At 36.3% G+C, this 18,323-nt stretch carries 15 protein-coding genes; 5 read left to right on the forward strand and 10 right to left on the reverse strand.

Annotated elements, in window-relative coordinates; genetic code table 11:
- Nucleotides 1–6 precede the first annotated feature (6 nt).
- Nucleotides 7–1,182 carry an N-acetylmuramoyl-L-alanine amidase gene (locus tag FHP05_RS03875; protein WP_147665934.1) on the reverse strand — a complete coding sequence of 392 codons (1,176 nt, stop codon included), beginning with the start codon at nucleotides 1,180–1,182 and terminating at the stop codon, nucleotides 7–9.
- 141 nt (nucleotides 1,183–1,323) lie between these two features.
- On the opposite strand from FHP05_RS03875, the gene eutH reads away from it, so the two are divergent.
- Nucleotides 1,324–2,406 carry an ethanolamine utilization protein EutH gene (gene eutH, locus FHP05_RS03880; protein WP_147665935.1) on the forward strand — a complete coding sequence of 361 codons (1,083 nt, stop codon included), beginning with the start codon at nucleotides 1,324–1,326 and terminating at the stop codon, nucleotides 2,404–2,406.
- A gap of 46 nt (nucleotides 2,407–2,452) precedes the next feature.
- Here eutH and FHP05_RS15645 read toward each other — a convergent pair whose 3' ends face one another.
- The 7 genes from FHP05_RS15645 to FHP05_RS03910 all read right to left on the reverse strand — a co-directional run bounded on the left by FHP05_RS15645 (nucleotide 2,453) and on the right by FHP05_RS03910 (nucleotide 7,758).
- The gene (locus FHP05_RS15645; protein ID WP_269144269.1) at nucleotides 2,453–2,587 is read right to left on the reverse strand and encodes a hypothetical protein; all 135 of its coding nucleotides are present in this window, start codon (nucleotides 2,585–2,587) and stop codon (nucleotides 2,453–2,455) included.
- A gap of 17 nt (nucleotides 2,588–2,604) precedes the next feature.
- Nucleotides 2,605–3,840 (reverse strand): ABC transporter permease, encoded by a 1,236-nt coding sequence (locus FHP05_RS03885; RefSeq protein WP_147665936.1) that lies wholly within the window; start codon nucleotides 3,838–3,840, stop codon nucleotides 2,605–2,607.
- On the reverse strand, nucleotides 3,833–4,756 hold the full coding sequence (locus FHP05_RS03890; protein ID WP_147665937.1) for an ABC transporter ATP-binding protein: 924 nt from the start codon (nucleotides 4,754–4,756) through the stop codon (nucleotides 3,833–3,835). Before FHP05_RS03890 ends, FHP05_RS03885 begins: the two co-directional genes overlap by 8 nt.
- 13 nt (nucleotides 4,757–4,769) lie before the next feature.
- Nucleotides 4,770–5,687: a M23 family metallopeptidase gene (locus tag FHP05_RS03895; protein ID WP_147665938.1), complete on the reverse strand. Its 918-nt coding sequence runs from the start codon at nucleotides 5,685–5,687 to the stop codon at nucleotides 4,770–4,772.
- A gap of 63 nt (nucleotides 5,688–5,750) precedes the next feature.
- Nucleotides 5,751–6,599 (reverse strand): ATP-binding cassette domain-containing protein, encoded by an 849-nt coding sequence (locus FHP05_RS03900; RefSeq protein WP_147665939.1) that lies wholly within the window; start codon nucleotides 6,597–6,599, stop codon nucleotides 5,751–5,753.
- Nucleotides 6,596–6,997 (reverse strand): GntR family transcriptional regulator, encoded by a 402-nt coding sequence (locus FHP05_RS03905; RefSeq protein ID WP_147665940.1) that lies wholly within the window; start codon nucleotides 6,995–6,997, stop codon nucleotides 6,596–6,598. The genes FHP05_RS03900 and FHP05_RS03905 overlap by 4 nt, the downstream gene beginning before the upstream one ends.
- A gap of 26 nt (nucleotides 6,998–7,023) precedes the next feature.
- Nucleotides 7,024–7,758, reverse strand: coding sequence for a hypothetical protein (locus FHP05_RS03910; RefSeq protein WP_147665941.1), 735 nt, complete (start codon nucleotides 7,756–7,758; stop codon nucleotides 7,024–7,026).
- Between the two features lie 185 nt (nucleotides 7,759–7,943).
- Here FHP05_RS03910 and FHP05_RS03915 point away from each other — a divergent pair, with 185 nt between their 5' ends.
- From FHP05_RS03915 to FHP05_RS03925, 3 genes are all read left to right on the forward strand, one after another.
- A complete protein-coding gene (locus tag FHP05_RS03915; RefSeq protein ID WP_147666256.1) occupies nucleotides 7,944–8,534 on the forward strand; it encodes a superoxide dismutase family protein in 591 nt (196 codons plus the stop codon).
- A 1,040-nt stretch (nucleotides 8,535–9,574) separates the two neighbouring features.
- Nucleotides 9,575–10,777, forward strand: coding sequence for an MFS transporter (locus FHP05_RS03920; RefSeq protein ID WP_147665942.1), 1,203 nt, complete (start codon nucleotides 9,575–9,577; stop codon nucleotides 10,775–10,777).
- A 150-nt stretch (nucleotides 10,778–10,927) separates the two neighbouring features.
- A complete protein-coding gene (locus tag FHP05_RS03925) occupies nucleotides 10,928–14,101 on the forward strand; it encodes a DEAD/DEAH box helicase (RefSeq protein WP_147665943.1) in 3,174 nt (1,057 codons plus the stop codon).
- Between the two features lie 35 nt (nucleotides 14,102–14,136).
- Here the strand turns inward: FHP05_RS03925 and FHP05_RS03930 are convergent, their stop codons facing one another.
- A complete protein-coding gene (locus FHP05_RS03930; RefSeq protein ID WP_147665944.1) occupies nucleotides 14,137–15,405 on the reverse strand; it encodes a hypothetical protein in 1,269 nt (422 codons plus the stop codon).
- A 187-nt stretch (nucleotides 15,406–15,592) separates the two neighbouring features.
- Between FHP05_RS03930 and FHP05_RS03935 the strand changes: the two genes are divergently transcribed.
- Nucleotides 15,593–16,648 carry an NAD(P)H-dependent flavin oxidoreductase gene (locus FHP05_RS03935; protein WP_147665945.1) on the forward strand — a complete coding sequence of 352 codons (1,056 nt, stop codon included), beginning with the start codon at nucleotides 15,593–15,595 and terminating at the stop codon, nucleotides 16,646–16,648.
- Nucleotides 16,649–16,658: 10 nt separating this feature from the next.
- Here FHP05_RS03935 and FHP05_RS03940 read toward each other — a convergent pair whose 3' ends face one another.
- A complete protein-coding gene (locus tag FHP05_RS03940) occupies nucleotides 16,659–18,269 on the reverse strand; it encodes a long-chain fatty acid--CoA ligase (protein ID WP_147665946.1) in 1,611 nt (536 codons plus the stop codon).
- Nucleotides 18,270–18,323 lie beyond the last annotated feature (54 nt).

Genomic DNA, 18,323 nt, shown 5'->3' on the forward strand with positions numbered 1-18,323 from the left:
TTCATATCATTGATAAAAATAATCATAAAGCCCATCGACAACTGCTGTAGCAACCTTATCTTGGAAATTTACAGAACGAATCTCTTCCCAATCAGACGAATTGCTCATAAACCCTAATTCTAATAAAACCGCTTTTTGGCTATTTTCCCGTAATACAAAAAAATTGGAATGGCGTACTCCACGATTTTTCATATCTATTCGCTTTGTTAGAGAATTTTGAATGAATTGTGCTAGTTTTTTTGATTGATTATTATGGGAATAATGGGATGTTAATCCTTTAACAGATGCATTTGAAAAGGAATCAAAGTGAATACTAATAAAGGCATCTGCATTCATTCTTTCACTGATATGGACCCGTTTCGAAAGAGGTATAAATGAATCATTTGTCCGTGTCATGGTAACAGATGCCCCCGCTTCTTTTAAGTGGTTAGCTACCTTTTTTGCGGTTGAAAGTGTTAGATCTTTTTCTAAAATACCGTCTTGAATTGTTCCTGCGTCTTTTCCACCATGTCCTGCATCAATGACAATTTCAAAGTTTGCTAAAGAATCCATGATAGAAAGTGCATGTTTTGAAATTTTAACAGGTGTTGGTTTCATCGTTTTTACGGGGGGTAACTCTTTCTTCTGCTTTACTTTTTCCCGAGTTTCGTGTGTATGTGTTGGTATATTTTTGTCATTGGCTACCTCTTCTCTTGCATCAGGTTCATTGTTCTTATCCTTTTCTTGATCTACTACGTCAGGTTCAATTTCCAAAGAATGACTAGGGTGATTATGTTGTTCCTTGTTTTCTGTTTGCTTATCTGACTTGTCTTTTACTTCGCGTTCTTTGTTTTCTGTATTTTCCTCAACTTGTTCGGTTTCTGTTTCATCTTGATTTTGTTCTTCAACTTCTTCTGCTTTTTCTTCCAAAGGTTGCAGAAATTCGATTGCAACCCAAACCTTTTCTCCTTCAAAAAACGTCTTTCCCCAACCATCATCCTCCGCAAAAACTGTTAATTTACTTCCGTATTCTAATTGTCCTACAATCTTTGCCTCATTAGAGGGGGCTATCCTCATGTTTAATTCAGTAGTATTGACTATATACAAATCCCCTTCAGATGCCGTTACTTTTGAAAGAGGCAAAAATATAAAAATAAGCGCTAATATACAAGTAATAAATGTAAATATTCGAAGATTTTTCATAGTAATTCCTCCCTATAAAACTATCAATCTTGTAAACAGTGTTAACAGGAGGGAAGGATTATATACATAAAAGATAGAATCAGTTTCCCACTTTGTGTGAATCTTATATAATAGAGTAAAAGTAGAAATGGAGAAAGTATGATGGGTATTAACGATATCATTATTTACATTGTCATTTTCTTTTTAATTATTGGTGCAATAGATAAAATAGTTGGAAATAAATTAGGGTTAGGTGAACGCTTCACTGAAGGATTTTTAGCGATGGGACCATTGACACTGGCAATGGTTGGAATCATTTCTTTAGCCCCTGTCATTGCGAATATTTTAACCCCAATTATTGCGCCAATTTATCAAATTGTTGGGGCAGATCCAGCGACATTTGCAAACACAATTCTTGCGATTGATATGGGTGGTTATGCACTTGCAAAAGAGATGGCTTTAACGGAAGAGGCAGGAATATTCTCGTATGTCTTTTTAGGGACAACAATGGGGGCAACCATTGTTTTTACGATACCTGTAGCATTGGGCATGATTAAAAAGGAAGACCAGCCCTTTTTTGCTAAAGGGATTTTAATTGGGATGATAACCGTTCCAATTGGTAGCTTAGTAGGGGGATTAGTTGGTGGATTAAGTATATCGATGATTGTGATGAATCTTATTCCTACGATTTTCTTTTCTGTTCTTATTGGCTTTGGACTCTGGAAATATCCACAAAAAATGATTGCTGGCTTCACTTGGTTCGGAAAGGGAGTTGAAATCATTGCCATTATTGGTCTTACATTAGCCATTATCGAAACATTAACAGATATAACAATCATTCCAAATATGACTCCATTAAGTGAAGGAATTCAAATTGTGGGGCAGATTGTTATCTTTTTAGCAGGAGCATTTCCGATGGTTGCTTTTATTCAAAAGGTGTTAAAAAAGCCATTAGCACAAATAGGAAAATTACTTGGAATTGATCATACTGCAACAGCAGGGCTTGTCGCATCACTTGCGCATAGTATTCCAATGCTTTCAATTTTAAAAGATATGGACCCAAAAGGGAAAGTAATCAATGTTGCCTTTGCTGTAAGTGCTGCATTTGTCCTTGGGAGTCACTTAGGATTTGTTGCAGGGGTAGAAAAGGAAATGGTCTTTTCGATGATTGTTGGAAAGCTTGTCGGGGGGATAGCCGCGATTTTCTTGGCAACGCTAACTTTTCGTACAACATCAACTACATAAAAGACGCCGAAACTGGATTTTCCAGTCGGCGTCTTTTATTCTATCATTAATATTTAAAAACACTACTGATTCCGCGAAATAACAAACGAAATGGAAGAATGATTAGTTCAGGAGTTGACATCAATGTATCAATGATAAAGCCTCTATCTTCTTTTCGTTTCTGTTTTTCTAACTTATTCATACTTTAACCCTCAAATCTTAAGCCCATAGCCATTTCCAAATTTCCTTAGGTGTCGCATTTTTCCCATACATTAAAATACCAACCTTAAAGATTTTTCCAGCTAATTTCATCATAATGAGGATGCTTACAATCAATACTACAAAAGCAATTCCGATTTCCATCCAAGGCCATTCTTCCATGGCGATCAAGCGCATCAAGAGAACTCCTGGTGTTGTGAATGGGAAGTAGGTACCAACTTTTGCAACAATACCAGTAGGGTCCATAAACACAGGTGTCGCAAACATAAATGGTAGAAATGGTAACATCATGACTAATCCTTGGAAATTCCCAGTTGTTGACACATCTGCCATTGTAGCACCGATTCCAACAAATAAAGCAGCAAATAGTAAATATCCTAAAACTGCAATTAAAACAAGTATTAATGTTTCTGGAACGAATATATATTCGAGAACTGGAATATCTGTTTTCCACAATGCCATCGGAACAGCAAAGGCAAGAAGTACAACAGCTTGAAGGATTCCTAAGACAAAATAACCAATGATTTTACCCTGCATCAATTCATTCGGGGTAATGGATGATAAGATAATTTCGGCAATCTTATCTTTTTTCTCCTGTGATGCACTTTGGAAAATATACATTCCGGCAATCACAATGGAGAAAAGGATAATTCCAGCGAAAACTCCAGGGATAATCCGTTCAAGTGGATCTTTTTCTGCTTGGTTTTCACCCTTATCTTTTTCGTCATCTTTATCTGAAACAGATTGTTCAGCAAAAACAATCGGGGAGGCTACTTTAGTTAATTGTTCTTCAGATAATCCTATACTCTCCATTTGTAATGCTTTGATTGGTGGTTCGATTGCTTGTAATTGCATTGTAAATTGTTCATCCAAATCTTCACTCATATAAACAGGGATAGCACCATTATCCAATGCCTTTTGGTTAATAAATAGATAGGCAGTTTCTTCGGTGTCTTTAATTTCTTTCTTTGCTTCATCTTCGGAAAGGTCAGTTCGATTTATTGTCCAGCCTAAATCATGCACTTCTGCCATTTCTTCGATCGCTTCATAAACACCTAGTTCATCTTGGATCATGACATTTACCAATGCTTCCTCTTCTGCACTTTCACCAATTAAAGAACCAATAATTCCAAATACTAAGATAATGATTGGTGTAATAAAAAGTCCGATTAAATATGATTTGTTTTTTAAATTCTTCTTGATTTCCCATTTGGCTACTTTCATTGCATTACGCATGGAGTTCACCTGCTTCCTGATTTATTTTTCCACTGGCAATATCTACAAATATTTCGTGTAAAGAAATACGGTCCATCGTTAATTCATGAATGTTTAAATGATCTGGCAAGGTTTTAAACCATTGGATTGGGACAACATCTTTTTCTAAATATAAAACAGAGACATCTTCTGATTGTTCGACACGCTGAACTTCAGAAATAGCTTTTAAATCATCTAATTTATTTTTCCCGCGAATGGTACACTTGAAATTGGCATACTCTGTTTTTACCTCATCTAATGAACCATAGATGATTTTTTGCCCTTCTTGCATCATAAACAATCGGTCACAGATTTCTTCTACTAAATTCATTTGATGAGAGGATAAAAGAATCGCTGTTCCTTTGTTGGCAAGATTACGAATTTCATCTTTAAAGACATCCTGACTAACTGGATCTAGACCAGAAAAAGGCTCATCTAAGATTAATAGCTCTGGTTCGTGTAGAATAGAGGAGATGAATTGTACCTTCTGATTCATCCCTTTAGAAAGCTCCTCTAAATTTGTATTTTCTTTCCCATTTAAATCGAATTTATCCAAATAGTACATGATGCGCTCTTTCGCCTTTTCTTTGGGATAATCTTTTAAATCGGCTAAGTATAGGAGCATATCCATTACTTTTACATTTTTATATAATCCTCGTTCTTCTGGCAGGTAACCAATTTTATGACGCGGAATATCTGTATGGTTATGAAAAATAACTTTCCCTTCATCTGGATACATAATTCCCATGATATTACGAATGGTTGTTGATTTCCCAGCACCATTTGGCCCTAAAATAGCCATGATTTCGCCTTTTTTAACTTCAAAGGAAATTCCTTTTAAAACTTGTTTGTCTTTAAATGATTTTTCCAATCCTTGAATGGACAATACATTTTCCATAAAAACATCCTTTCTATCCTTTTGTTTTCCTTACTAATTTGTTACGATAAAGCCATTTATTATCAAAACGAATCGGCACCCCTTTTCCTTCAATTTCGGCGTGGATATGTAGATGTGGTTCTGATGTGTTACCAGAGTTTCCTACCATCCCGATTATTTCGCCTGTTTGAATTTCATCACCAGTACTTACGAGAATACTGTCTTCCTTCATATGGGCAAGATAAACCGTTGTTTCCTCATATCCCTTACAAGTTAGTCCGATATAATTTCCCATAGGTTGTTTACTATCCATCTCAGGTGGGGTTAGATCGGGTAATTCATCTCTTACTTCCACAACCTTTGCATCGCATGGACTATATAGTGACTCCCCGTAAATCGTATACTTTTCAAGGTCTTTTGGATAAATCCCCTTAGACCTGGAACCAAAGGAATTTAACTCCACAATATCAAATGCATACTTTTGTACATCATATGCATAGTGGTAGTTAAGTAGTGTTGTATTTCCACCTTGCCCAATATGGTATGTTCCATTTTTTAATGGGAAATCAATTTCCATTGCTTGATCAGGTTTTGTAAAAATATTTAACAGAGAAGAGCCAGCAATTATAAAAATAATGATAATTACTAGATTTACGCCAATGGAGAATTTCCCTTCTCCATCTAATGTGGAGAAAAACGGGTATTCCTTTATTTTTATCCAAGATATGATTATTGCAATAAGGAGTAATACAATCCATATATATCGTAAATAATAATTTAATATATCCCAGCTACCGATAAAAAAGAAGATACCAACATATAAAGAAGTTACGAACAGTTGTAAAAGCCAGTCGAATTTGTTTTTAAAAGAAGCCATGCCCAATGATATGATAAAGAAAAGGGGCATAACTATATGAAAAAGAAATAAACTAAGATAATCCGTAAATGCCACGTCCAACCTCCTTTCGCGTAATTCATCTGAATCTATCCAACAGAAAGTATGTCCTTGCTTTCGTTATTTTAAGAACAAATGAATGATTTCTTCTAAATCTAATGCCTTTCTATCAAGCCAAGATATGTCATGATGTAAAAGGAATTGTTCTGTTTCTTCTGGATGATTCGAAATTAACTCTCGCCCTTGAAGTGAAATCTTCCCAGGAATCGTGATATCTGAAGCTTTTTTTGTAAGCCAATACCGGAAATAGTTTTCCGTCAAAGATTCTTTTTCGAAGGTACCGATATACTTCCCGTTATGTAATACGAATAAGTAATCGGAAAGTTTCTTAATTTCTTCAATTTGATGACTAGAAATTATAATCGATCGATTATCCTCTTCCATCCAATCCACTAATAAATCGGTGAGTAGCATTTTTGCTGGAATATCCATAAATGCTGTCGGTTCATCTAGTAAAAGGAGTTGAGTATCTCTAGGTAGTGTTAAAGCAATCCTTAACTTCTGTTGTGCCCCAGGTGATAATTTACTATATTTTTTATCTAATGGAATATGAAAAATTTGTACGATATGTTGAAAAAGCTCTTCGTCCCAATTTGAATAACAATTGGAACTCATGTCTTTCAGTGTATTACCAGTAAATGGATCATAGCCAATCGCTTTTTGAGGGAAATAGGCTACTTTTCTTTTCCAATTTTCATCTAACCCGTTAGTTGCTGTGGAAAAAAGTTTAACATTTCCCTTATCTGCTTTTACTAAATTCATCATGATTTTTAGAATCGTACTTTTGCCGGTGTTATTATTCCCAATTAATGTTGTGATTGTTCCGGGGTATATTTTGGCGTCAAGTGGTCCTAGGTGAAACGTATCCATTTGCTTTTCTAATGCTATGATTTCTACAATCGGATTCATTCATTATTCTCCTTTCTATGTTTTTCTTCTAAGATCTTTTGAAAAATTTCCTCTATCTCTTCTAAGGTGTAATCATATTGAAGTGCTGTATCAATGGCATCATGGAATACTTGGAGAACAGATGCTTTTTTTACTTCTGCTTTTAAATGTTGATCAACCTCAGCAACAAAGGTTCCTTTGCCTTGTTCTGTTTCAATATAGCCATGTATTTCTAAGTTTTGATAAGCTCTTCTTGTTGTAATAACACTGACTTCTAGTTGTTTGGAAAGCTTCCTAATGGATGGTAACAATGTACCAGCTGGAAGACTTCCACCCGCAATCAATGCTTTCAATTGGTTTTCAATTTGGTGATAAATCGGTTCCTTTGAATCCCTAGATAATGTAATAGGTAGATGCATGACCTTTCCCTCATTTTCTTGTCACATTAAAAGTAATCGATTGTGCGTAGTGTTTTCCTCATTTTTCTCTTCCAGTAAATAATCCCTAACCATGCCAATAGAATGGAGATAAGAATGACTAATACCGGTTGTGCTATAGCGAGTTTAAGCGTCCAGTAAACAAATCCATGCTTAAAGATTAGATGGAAACCTGTAAATAGGGCGATGACAATAGCAAAAAAGGCGATAAAATATAATGCTTGCAATCCTTTCTTTTCCGTAGCTTTCATTTCCAGACCTATATCAGAAGCGGGCGAGACAAAACCTGCATAGATACCGAAAGATAACCAAAACACCATAAAGGCTATATATTCGAGTGGATTAACTTGAGACTGTAGTTCAGGGATGAAGAAATAAAAACTTGAAAGTGATAATAACTGAATCGGAAAAGCTTGGATAAAATATAAGATAAATCGATTGTTAATGATGGTATTTAAAGAAATCGGTAATTGTTGACATAGATGAACGAACGGAACCATGTATACATCTGAATTGATCCGTTGAAATTGAAACTCCTTTATCCTTGACCATGCAGGTGAAAATAAAAATAAAAAAAGGAAAAAAATATCAAAGCCAACAAATCCACTCTCCATATATGTTGTAAAAATCATGATTAAAGAACTAGTAATTACTGTATAGAAGATAAGCAGTGTAATAAAGGTGTAAGGGGAATGCCGTAATTCTAATTTCGTTAGTGAATATGCTTGTTTCCACTCTTTCATTATTAAATAACCTCCTCATTTTAATACTGTTATACTGTGTATATGTTTATATACAGTATAAGTAAATAGGGAGAAATGTCAAGTATCTTTTTAGAAAAACCCTGATGTTTATTCCTACTCCTTTCTGTTAACAATAGAAGGGAAAAAATAATGGAGGGATATATGTGAAACAAAAGAAATTCAAGATGCCGCTGATATTTCTTTTATTAATGAATCTTCTTGTTGCTTGTCAAATGAATACGGAACAGGAAAATCATCAGGACCAAGAAAACCCTGGAGTGGAAACATTAGCATCGAAAGAAGCGAAAGAAGCGAAGGAAGAATTAATCAAAGAAGTAACATTACAAAATACGGAAGGCGAAACAATAGGTGAAGCCATCTTAACTCAAATGGTAAACGGGGTTTTGATTACTTTAGACGCATCTAATTTACCACCTGGTGTACATGGTTTCCATATTCATGAAAAAGGAATTTGTGAGCCACCTACATTTGAGTCAGCTGGAGGTCATTTTAATCCAACTAATTCCAAGCATGGATTTGATCATCCAGAAGGTCCACATGCTGGTGATCTCCCGAATATTATTGTACGTGATGATGGAACAGTTAAAGCCGAGGTCTTTGCTGATATGGTGACATTAGAAACAGGAAAAGAAAACTCTCTACTGCAAGAAAGCGGAACTTCTCTAATGATTCATTCAGGTGCTGATGATTACCATTCACAGCCATCTGGTGATGCAGGTGACCGTATTGCTTGTGGTGTAATTACGAATAAATAATGAATCTCCCGTTATATATAAGAATTGTATAACGGGACTTTTATTATTTTGGCGATGATAAGAAGTGAATGCTGCCGCGTGCCCGGAAACGAGAGATTCGTCAAAATTGGTAACGCAGGGGATCCGCCGCGAGCCCGGAAACGAGAGATTCGTCAAAACCGGTAACGCTGGATGCTGCCGCGTGCCCGAAATCAGGGAATCCGCCAAAATCGGTAACGCTGGATGCTGCCGCGTGCCCGAAAACAAGAGATACGCCAAAACCGGTAACGCTGGAATCCGCCGCATGCCCGAAATCAGGGAATCCGCCAAAATCGGTAACGCAGGGAATCCGCCGCGAGCCCGGAAACGAGAGATTCGTCAAAATTGGTAACGCAGGGGATCCGCCGCGAGCCCGGAAACGAGAGATTCGTCAAAACCGGTAACGCTGGATGCTGCCGCGTGCCCGAAAACAGGGAATCCGTCAAAATTGGTAACGCTGGGTGTCGCCGCGTGCCCGAAAACAGGGAATCCGTCAAAATCGGTAACGCTGGATGCTGCCGCGTGCCCGAAAACAGGGAATCCGTCAAAATCGGTAACGCGGGAAAGCTGCCGCGTGCCCGAAAACAGGGAATCCGTCAAAATCGGTAACGCTGGATGCTGCCGCGTGCCCGAAAATAGGGAATCCGTCAAAATCGGTAACGCTGGATGCTGCCGCATGCCCGAAAACAAGAAATACGCCAAAACTGGTAACGTGGGAATCCGCCGCGAGCCCGGAAACGAGAGATTCGTCAAAATTGGTAACGCAGGGGATCCGCCGCGTGACCTGAAAAAATGAGGAGGGTAACGTGGGCCTTCGTCATCTGCTCAATCTACTAAGACTTTATGCAGATGTGCCTTACGCATGGTCGCTCGTCTATTTTTGATTCGAAAATCTCCCTTTCCAATCATGATTGAGTATCCAGTGGGCATCCCTTTCTAAAATTAATCAAAAGTGTTCACACTAATCGTGAACTCATGTATAATTAGTATACTTCGCAATGCGAAGGAAAGGGGGTATCCATATGGTTACTTCATCAAAAGAAAAAACAAAAGCGGAAGTAAGCCTTGAGTCCGATAAAATTTGGACACGAGACTTTATTTTAATATGTATTGCAAACTTTTTTGTGTTTTTAGGATTTCAAATGACATTACCGACCATCCCTTTATTTGTAAAAGAGCTTGGTGGTAGTGATCAAATGATTGGGGTTATTGTTGGAATATTTACATTTTCAGCGCTAATTTTTCGACCATACGCTGGTCATGCATTGGAATCAAAGGGAAGGAAATTTGTTTATTTAACTGGATTATCCATTTTTATTTTCTCCCTTGGTTCTTTTGCTTTTATTACATCGATTGGAATTTTATTGGTGATGCGGCTTGTTCAAGGAATTGGTTTTGGTTTTGCTTCTACTGCAACTGGAACTATCGCAACCGATTTAATCCCTCCAAAACGCCGTGGGGAAGGAATGGGTTACTTCGGCTTATCCGGAAACCTGGCACTGGCATTAGGGCCTTCGCTTGGATTAACACTAGCAGGAATTATTTCTTTCAAACAATTATTTTTAATAACAGCAGCTTGCGGGGCAATTGCACTCATACTTGCTTTTAATATCCGATATAAGAAAGTTGAGAAAGCACCAGAAAAAGCAGTACCGATGAAATTTGATGTATTTGAAAAAACGGCCTTAAATCCATCCATTCTATTATTTTTCATAACGGTTTCTTTTGGAGGAATTGCTGCATTTCTACCATTATATGCTACTCAAAAAGGTGTTTCTGGAATTGAGGGCTATTTTCTTATCTATGCTTTGTTTCTTATGTTTTCCCGACTGTTTTCTGGAAGAATATATGATTTAAAAGGACATCTATATGTATTTTTACCAGGTACCATACTTATATTTATTGCTTTATTGCTTTTAGCGTGGTTACCAAATACATTCACTTTATGGTTTGCGGCGGCTATATATGGTTTTGGATTCGGTAGTGTCCAACCAGCATTACAGGCTTGGGCAGTGGAAGAGGCGGAAGCAAATCGAAAAGGAATGGCAAATGCAACCTTTTTCTCCTTCTTTGATTTAGGGGTAGGTGTTGGTGCAATGGTTTTCGGTCAATTGGCATTTAATTATGGTTATCATGTTATATACTTTACAGCAGCGGGATCTGTTATGATCGCTATGTTATATTATGTTTTTATGTTGATTTGGGCGAAAAGAAACGTATCATAAAATTTATTGCTTTACTGAAACTTCTATTAACTGATTCGTTGATAAAATCATGAATTATCTTTATGATGGAGAGTAGGATTTGAATCTATTATCCTGTATGAATTGTTAGTGCTCACACATGTTTTAGTGTGTATAGAAAGAGGGATTATCTTGAACAAAATAAAAGATGTGAATATAAAAGACCTATTTCCTTCTTATGTATATGAACGTGGTTTAACATATTATAAACAAAACAGAGTACATGATCTTTCCTATGATTTAAATTATGGCGTTTGGACAGCGATTGTTGCTGGCAAAAATGAAACCTATTTAGTAGAAGTGGATTTGAAAAAGGCACCAAAAGAGCCAGTCCGGGTTTATTGTGATTGCCCGGCACATGCAGCATACGGTCCGTGCAAGCATATTGCTGCTGTATTACTTGGCATCCAGGATAGAGAATCACGGAAACAGAATACACAGCCTGCATATCAATTTACGGAAACAAATCAATTTATTCGGGCTATAACCTCCCTTCAACAACAAGAAAGCCCAATAGAAATAATCCAAAATAAAATTCCAATTTATATCGAATATTACTGTCATATTATCTACGGAAACAAGCTTGGTATTGAAATGAAGGCAGGACCGAAACGTTTATACGTTGTAAAAGATATGGAAAATTTTCTAAGAGCAGTTCTAACCAATCAAGAATATTTCTTTACCAAAACATTCACCTATTCTCCTGAACAACATTATATATTATCAAAGGATCTAGAAGTTTTCCGGAAATTATATGACATTATTCAAAATAGTCGTATTTATGGAAGGGATGAATTTTATAGAGGGGATGTAGATGAAAGGCGTTATACCCTAATTCCTCCACTCATCACGGAAGAATTATTTACGATGTTGATGGAACGCAATTTTTTAATGCAAAAGCATCAATCTAATTACATGGGTGAGGTAGTCATAAAGCAAGGGGAACTCCCATTTTCGTATGCATTAACAGAAGGGGAGAACGATGAGTTAATTCTTCATATTGATGATGTGTCCCATTTGAAGTTTTTACCAGACTACGATTTGTTAAAAGATAATACCGTTTTTTATATCCTTCAAAAAGATCAAGTGCCAATTGTCAATGTAATCATGTATTACTGGAATACCAATGAAAAACTGCCAATTGCGAAAGAACAGGCAGATACATTTATCTCAGAGGTCCTTCCATCTTTAGAAAAAATTGGCCAGGTGGATATTTCAGAAAAAGTAGCTTCAGGAATTGTGCAAGTACCACTAGTTGCCAAGCTGTTTTTAGAAATAAAAGAAGGAATGATTCTCGGAAACTTGGAGTATCATTATGGCAATGAGACGGTGGACCCATTCGGACAGACAGCAGAAAAAGACACCATCATTGTGCGAGATGTGCATAAAGAACAGAAAATTATGCAACTCATCGAACATTCAGACTTTCATTATAATGGAAGGGAATTGTATATTGAGCCAAATGAGGCGGAATTATATGATTTCCTTTATCATATGTTACCTGTGCTTGATGATTATGTGGAGTTGTTTTTAACATCTGAGCTTCGGAGTATGATGATGGAACAAGATATCCGTCCAGATACAAATGTTCGTGTAGAATCAAGTACGAATTTATTAGAAATTGGCTTTGAATTAGATGGAGTAGATGATGGAGAAATCCAGCATATCTTACAAGCAGTGATAGAAAAGAAACGCTATTATCGTATGCAAACAGGTAAATTAATGTCTCTAGAAGGGGAAGAGTTTTCGTCGATTCAACAGTTTTTCTCCGATTTAAATATTAAAGAAACAGATATGCAAGATGGAAATATTAAAATGCCCGTCTATCGGGGTATCCAAGTTGATGAATTAATTGAAACAAATAAAATATATGATACTTCCTTTCGTAAATTACTACAGCATTTGAAAACACCAGAACAGCAAGTATATGAAGTGCCTGATCAATTACATGCTAATTTAAGGAACTATCAGATGGCTGGTTTCCAATGGTTTAAATCATTAAGTGAATATCATTTAGGTGGAATTCTAGCAGATGATATGGGGTTAGGGAAGACATTACAAAGTATTGCCTATCTTGTATCAGAGCCAAGTGATAAACCACATCTTATTGTTGTTCCATCTTCTGTTGTATATAATTGGAAAAATGAACTAGCAAAGTTTGCACCATCTTTATCTGTAACCGTGTTAACCGGAAATCCAAGAGAACGCCATGAAAGAATGGAGAAAGCAGACAATATAGATGTATGGATTACTTCTTATGCGACCCTACGCCAAGATATAGCACATTATCGTGAGCTTTCTTTTCATGTGCTTATTCTTGATGAAGCACAATATATTAAAAACTATGCAACGAAAACATCGAAAGCAATGCGGGAGATTCAAGCAAATCGTAAATTCGCGTTAAGTGGCACACCAATTGAAAACTCAATTGATGAATTATGGGCAATTTTCCAAGTTGTATTACCAGGCCTTATGCCAAATAGGAAAACGTTTCGCCAATTAGAGCACGATAAAATAGCCACTTTAACAAAGCCATTTATTTTACGACGATTAAAATCGGATGTATTAAAAGAGCTACCTGAAAAAATTGAATCTGTTTATGTATCTGAATTAACGAAAGAACAAAAAGAACTCTATATTGCTTATTTACAACAATTACAAAAAGAAACAGCACAAACGTTAAAAGAAAATAGTTTTCAACAAAATCGTATGAAAATCTTGGCAGGCTTGACAAGATTACGTCAGCTTTGTTGTCATCCAGCATTATTTATTGAAAATTATACCGGAAAGTCAGGGAAGTTAGAACAGTTGATGCAAACCGTTCGTAGTGCCATTGAAAATGGGAAGCGGATGTTGATATTTTCCCAATTTACAAGTATGCATGAAATGATTGCCAAGGTGTTAGAGAAAGAAGAAATTGCTTATTTTTATTTACATGGGCAAACTCCTTCTAAAGAACGGGTGGAAATGAGTGAACGATTTAATAATGGAGAGAAGAGTGTCTTTCTAATTTCGCTGAAAGCTGGTGGAACAGGCTTAAATCTAACTGGTGCAGATACCGTTATTTTATATGATTTATGGTGGAATCCAGCGGTGGAAGACCAAGCAACAGGTAGGGCCCATCGCTTTGGTCAGAAAAACACAGTCCAAGTCATTCGCCTTATTGCAGAAGGTACGATTGAAGAAAAAATTTATGAATTACAGCAAAAGAAACGAGAATTGATTGATAAAGTAATTCAACCTGGAGAAACCATGCTATCAAGCTTGAGTGAGAAAGATATTCGTGAGCTATTAAGTATGTCGTAAAAAAACAGGTGCCAGACAAAGTGGTACCTGTTTTTTTACTCTACTTTATATAGTTTCCTTGGTCTTCCTCGTGTATATGGTTTCTCTTCTCCGACTACTTTAATGACTTTTCCTCCAAGTAATTTATTAATAGTACGCTCCGCGCTGCGTTTGGTAACTCGGTAGTAATCGGCGACATCATGAGAAGAGAAGGGTTCATTATTTCTTAATGTAATAAAATCAATAAAATGATAGGATGTTTCATTATTTAGTCGTGCCCGGTGGATTAATGCCTGATAAAGTTTAGCTGGATCGAGATGTTTCTTCACACCAATCGGTCCAATTGTTTCTTGGGAGTCATTGATTAAATAGCAACTTGTTTGTGGAGATTTGGCACACACATCAATTGCTAGGTTCGCATGTTTTTCAGCTTGTTCTGCATTTAGTCCAAGCCCAAAGCCAATATCAACAGGTATTTGTATCATTTCATTGATTCTTTCTAGCAAAGGAAAGTGGCGGTAATTATTTGTAACATATGTTAGCATTTCTTTTGTCCCGAATAAAACAAATTTATTTTGTTTTAGGCGAACAACTGATGAATGTGTCTTTTGGGCAAATAGTTTCAGGATTGCTTGCAGTTTTTCGCATTGTTGTTGTAATGTATCTATATTATGTATATCGGTTTTACGAACTCGGACATAGCAAGCAACTACCTGGGCAGTTTTATCTTGGTTAAATTGTACCATGGAAGTACACTTTTCAATTGCTTGTTTCATATTAATTATTGGTACATGAATGCGTTTATTAGGTACTCCCAGTTTTGTTAATTGTTTAGAAACATCGTGAATAGTTGTTAAAATATAATCGACTTTTCCTTCTTTCCATAGATTGTAGTGGAAGGAAACAATGGTATCGATGGGTACACCAGATTTATAATCAATCACATAAACACTATTTGCATCCATACGTAAATCTGTAAGTACTTTGTTTACTTGTTGTTGATTGAGTACATCAATCGATAGTCGTCCTAAAGGGCGATTAGTTTCTTTTAAAAGGTGGAAAAAGGATGTTAATACCATGTACTCATCATAGGGAACAGTAATAATTGGAAGGTTTTTCTGGATTTTATCCTTTACATATAAATATGGGTATGCTTCTGTAAACAAATACACATCACATTGATACACATGATTCATTAGATCTATAATTTCGGTTACTTTGTTATAAATTTGTGGTATGATTTCTATTTGTTTATTTTCTTTTGTATACTGCTTAAGTCGTTTTATATTCTCCTTTCTTCCAAATGCAGCAATCTTAACACTCATAACATGTTCCCTCCATTTCGTTTCATATAATTCTTTTATATGAGTTGTTGAATTCACATTTTTTAACAGAAATATAATAGAATTAAGAATATTCTATTGAATTTTCTTAATATTGTCAAGAGGTATATTGTCGAAAAAGTGTAAAAAAACTGTGTTACAATAAAGAGGGAAAGGGTGAAAGTGCAAAATGACAAAATTAATGGATTTATTAAAAATAAAATATCCAATTATACAGGCAGGAATGGCGGGTGGGATAACCACAGCAGATCTCGTCAGTACAGTAGCTGAACAGGGCGGATTAGGCACAATCGGTGCTGGTTATATGGATGACAAAACATTAAAACACATCATTAAGGAAGTAAAAGAACAAACGAATCAACCTTTTGCTGTAAATTTATTTGCCGCCGATTTAGCAGCCCAAAGTGATGAAATATTTGCTACACAAAAGCACCTAAACCAAATTAGACAAGAATTAGGAATGGATCATGGCAAATCCCAAGTTATTGTTACAGACCATTTAGAAGCAAAAATTGATGTGATTATAGAAGAAAATATTCCAATCGTAAGTACTGCTTTCGGAGTATTACCTACATCTATTATTAAAAAATTAAAGGATAAAAACATTATAGTGATTGGTATGGCTACGAATGTGTCAGAAGGTGAACAGCTTGTTCAGGCTGGATATGATGCCATTGTCGCACAAGGAACAGAAGCAGGAGGACATCGTGGTACATTTGATATAAGGAAATATCCAGAAGGCTGTAATATTGAATTACTGTCTTTAGTAAGGCAGTTTCTAACAAAGTTTTCGGTACCAATTATTGCTGCAGGTGGCATTTATGCTAGAAGTCAAGTTAAAGCATTACAAGAAATGGGTGTCAGTGCTGTTCAAATTGGAACTAGATTTTTGCTAGCGAAAGAAGCAGGAACAAATAAAGCATATCGTAAGGCATTGATACAGGCAACATCAGAGGATACAGTAATTACAAAGGTTTTCTCTGGTCGTCCAGCAAGAGCCATTCAAAACGAGATGATACAACAGATCAATCAATGGAGGACACCTATTCAACCATTTCCTATCCAGAATGCATTAACGAAGGATATTCGTACATATGCTAAAGAACAAGAAAATAGTAATTATCAATCTTTATGGGCAGGTATTGGTGTTGGGAAATTAAAAAAGGAAGAAACGGTGTCTGAAATCATTACCGATTTGTTTCCTGATAAAGAAAAATCAAAGTAGGGATTCACCCCTACTTTGATTGATAATGTTCTTTTAATTTCTCACGTAATGCTCGTTTTAGAAATTTTCCTACTGATGTTTTTGGTATTTCATCCATAAATATAATATCATCAGGGAGCCAAAACTTCGCAAAATGTGGTTTTAAATAATCAAGTAATTCCTCTTTTGTAACCTCTTTACCTTCTTTCAATACGACACATGCAATTGGACGTTCTTGCCATTGGACATTGGGAACAGCGACAACGCTTGCTTCATATACTGCTTCATGAGCCATTAATTGATTTTCTAAATCAACGGAGGAGATCCATTCTCCACCACTTTTAATTAAATCATTCGTACGGTCAACGATTTGAATTGTTCCTTCTTCATCCACTTTCACAACATCTCCCGTATGGAACCAACCATCAGAAAAGGCTTCTTTACTTCGGTCATCTTTATAATATCCATCGGCAATCCATGGTCCACGTACGAGGAGCTCTCCCATTGCTTCATCATCCCAAGGAATATCTCCTTTATCATCGATGATTTTCATTTCTAATCCTGGTACAAGAATACCTTGTCTTGCACGTTGCTGTAGTTTTTCTTCTTTTGTTATGTTTTGTTGATAGCTTTTTAACCTAGAGTATGTCACAAGTGGAGTTGTTTCAGTTGCCCCATAAGCATGGTAAAAAGGGACTCCTAATTTTTCTTCAAATGTTTGAATTAAACCGAGTGGAGCAGCAGCACCTCCACATAAAACACCTCGTAAACTAGAAGTATCATATTGATTTTGTAGTAATTCTTGTGCTAATCCTAACCAAATGGTTGGTACTCCTAAAGACACCGTAACTTGATAGGTTTCAATGAATTTGGCAAGTCTCTTTGGGGTAAAGCGAGGCCCAGGCATAACTTGAGTTGCCCCAAACCATGTACTAGCAAAAGGTGCTCCCCACGCATTAACATGAAATTGTGGGACAACAGGCATAACGATATCAGACTCAGAGAGTGCTGCTGTATCTGCTAAACCGAGCGCAAGACAATGTAGAACAATTCCACGGTGAGAATAAATCACCCCTTTTGGCTTTCCGGTTGTAGCAGAAGTGTAGCACATCCCCGCAGGGTCATTTTCATTAAGTTCTCGGTGAAATGAATGTGATGGATCCCCAGAATGTAGGAGTTCTTCATAGGAGTACAGAGGAGAAAGATTTGAATCTGGTAGTGTATCTTTGTCTGTCATAATAATAAAAGCTTCCACAGAATGTAAATGATCTTTTATTTTTTCAACAAGAGGTAAAACATCTTCATCAATAAAGAGTACTTTATCTTCTGCATGGTTGATAATGTAAATAATATGCTCTGGTGACAGACGGAAATTTATTGTATGTAAGACAGCACCAGTTCCGGGGGCAGCAAAATATACTTCCAAATGGCGATGATGATTCCAAGCAAGTGTACCGACACGGTCTCCTTTTTGAATTCCGAGACGTTCTAATACACTCATGAGTCGTCTTGTTCGTTTTCCAATTTCACGATAGGAAAATTGATGGATTTTATCATGGGTTTGAGAAATTACTTTTTTCTTTGGAAAAAATTTTTCTGCATGTTCTAATAAAGAGCCAACTAATAAAGGACTGTTCATCATGCTTAATCACCTCAACTTTTAGTTTTATACAATTAGTATAGTATATTAAAAAAA

The sequence above is a fragment of the Cerasibacillus terrae genome, from assembly GCF_008039555.1.
GTDB classification, from domain to species: domain Bacteria; phylum Bacillota; class Bacilli; order Bacillales; family Amphibacillaceae; genus Cerasibacillus; species Cerasibacillus terrae.

Bases quoted from the DNA above. Each gene is read 5' to 3' on its own strand.
- FHP05_RS03875 (WP_147665934.1), bottom strand. From the start codon at position 1,182: ATGAAAAATCTTCGAATATTTACATTTATTACTTGTATATTAGCGCTT.
- eutH (WP_147665935.1), top strand. From the start codon at position 1,324: ATGGGTATTAACGATATCATTATTTACATTGTCATTTTCTTTTTAATT.
- FHP05_RS15645 (WP_269144269.1), bottom strand. From the start codon at position 2,587: ATGAATAAGTTAGAAAAACAGAAACGAAAAGAAGATAGAGGCTTTATC.
- FHP05_RS03885 (WP_147665936.1), bottom strand. From the start codon at position 3,840: ATGCGTAATGCAATGAAAGTAGCCAAATGGGAAATCAAGAAGAATTTA.
- FHP05_RS03890 (WP_147665937.1), bottom strand. From the start codon at position 4,756: ATGGAAAATGTATTGTCCATTCAAGGATTGGAAAAATCATTTAAAGAC.
- FHP05_RS03900 (WP_147665939.1), bottom strand. From the start codon at position 6,599: ATGAATCCGATTGTAGAAATCATAGCATTAGAAAAGCAAATGGATACG.
- FHP05_RS03905 (WP_147665940.1), bottom strand. From the start codon at position 6,997: ATGCATCTACCTATTACATTATCTAGGGATTCAAAGGAACCGATTTAT.
- FHP05_RS03910 (WP_147665941.1), bottom strand. From the start codon at position 7,758: ATGAAAGAGTGGAAACAAGCATATTCACTAACGAAATTAGAATTACGG.
- FHP05_RS03915 (WP_147666256.1), top strand. From the start codon at position 7,944: ATGCCGCTGATATTTCTTTTATTAATGAATCTTCTTGTTGCTTGTCAA.
- FHP05_RS03920 (WP_147665942.1), top strand. From the start codon at position 9,575: ATGGTTACTTCATCAAAAGAAAAAACAAAAGCGGAAGTAAGCCTTGAG.
- FHP05_RS03930 (WP_147665944.1), bottom strand. From the start codon at position 15,405: ATGAGTGTTAAGATTGCTGCATTTGGAAGAAAGGAGAATATAAAACGA.
- FHP05_RS03935 (WP_147665945.1), top strand. From the start codon at position 15,593: ATGACAAAATTAATGGATTTATTAAAAATAAAATATCCAATTATACAG.
- FHP05_RS03940 (WP_147665946.1), bottom strand. From the start codon at position 18,269: ATGATGAACAGTCCTTTATTAGTTGGCTCTTTATTAGAACATGCAGAA.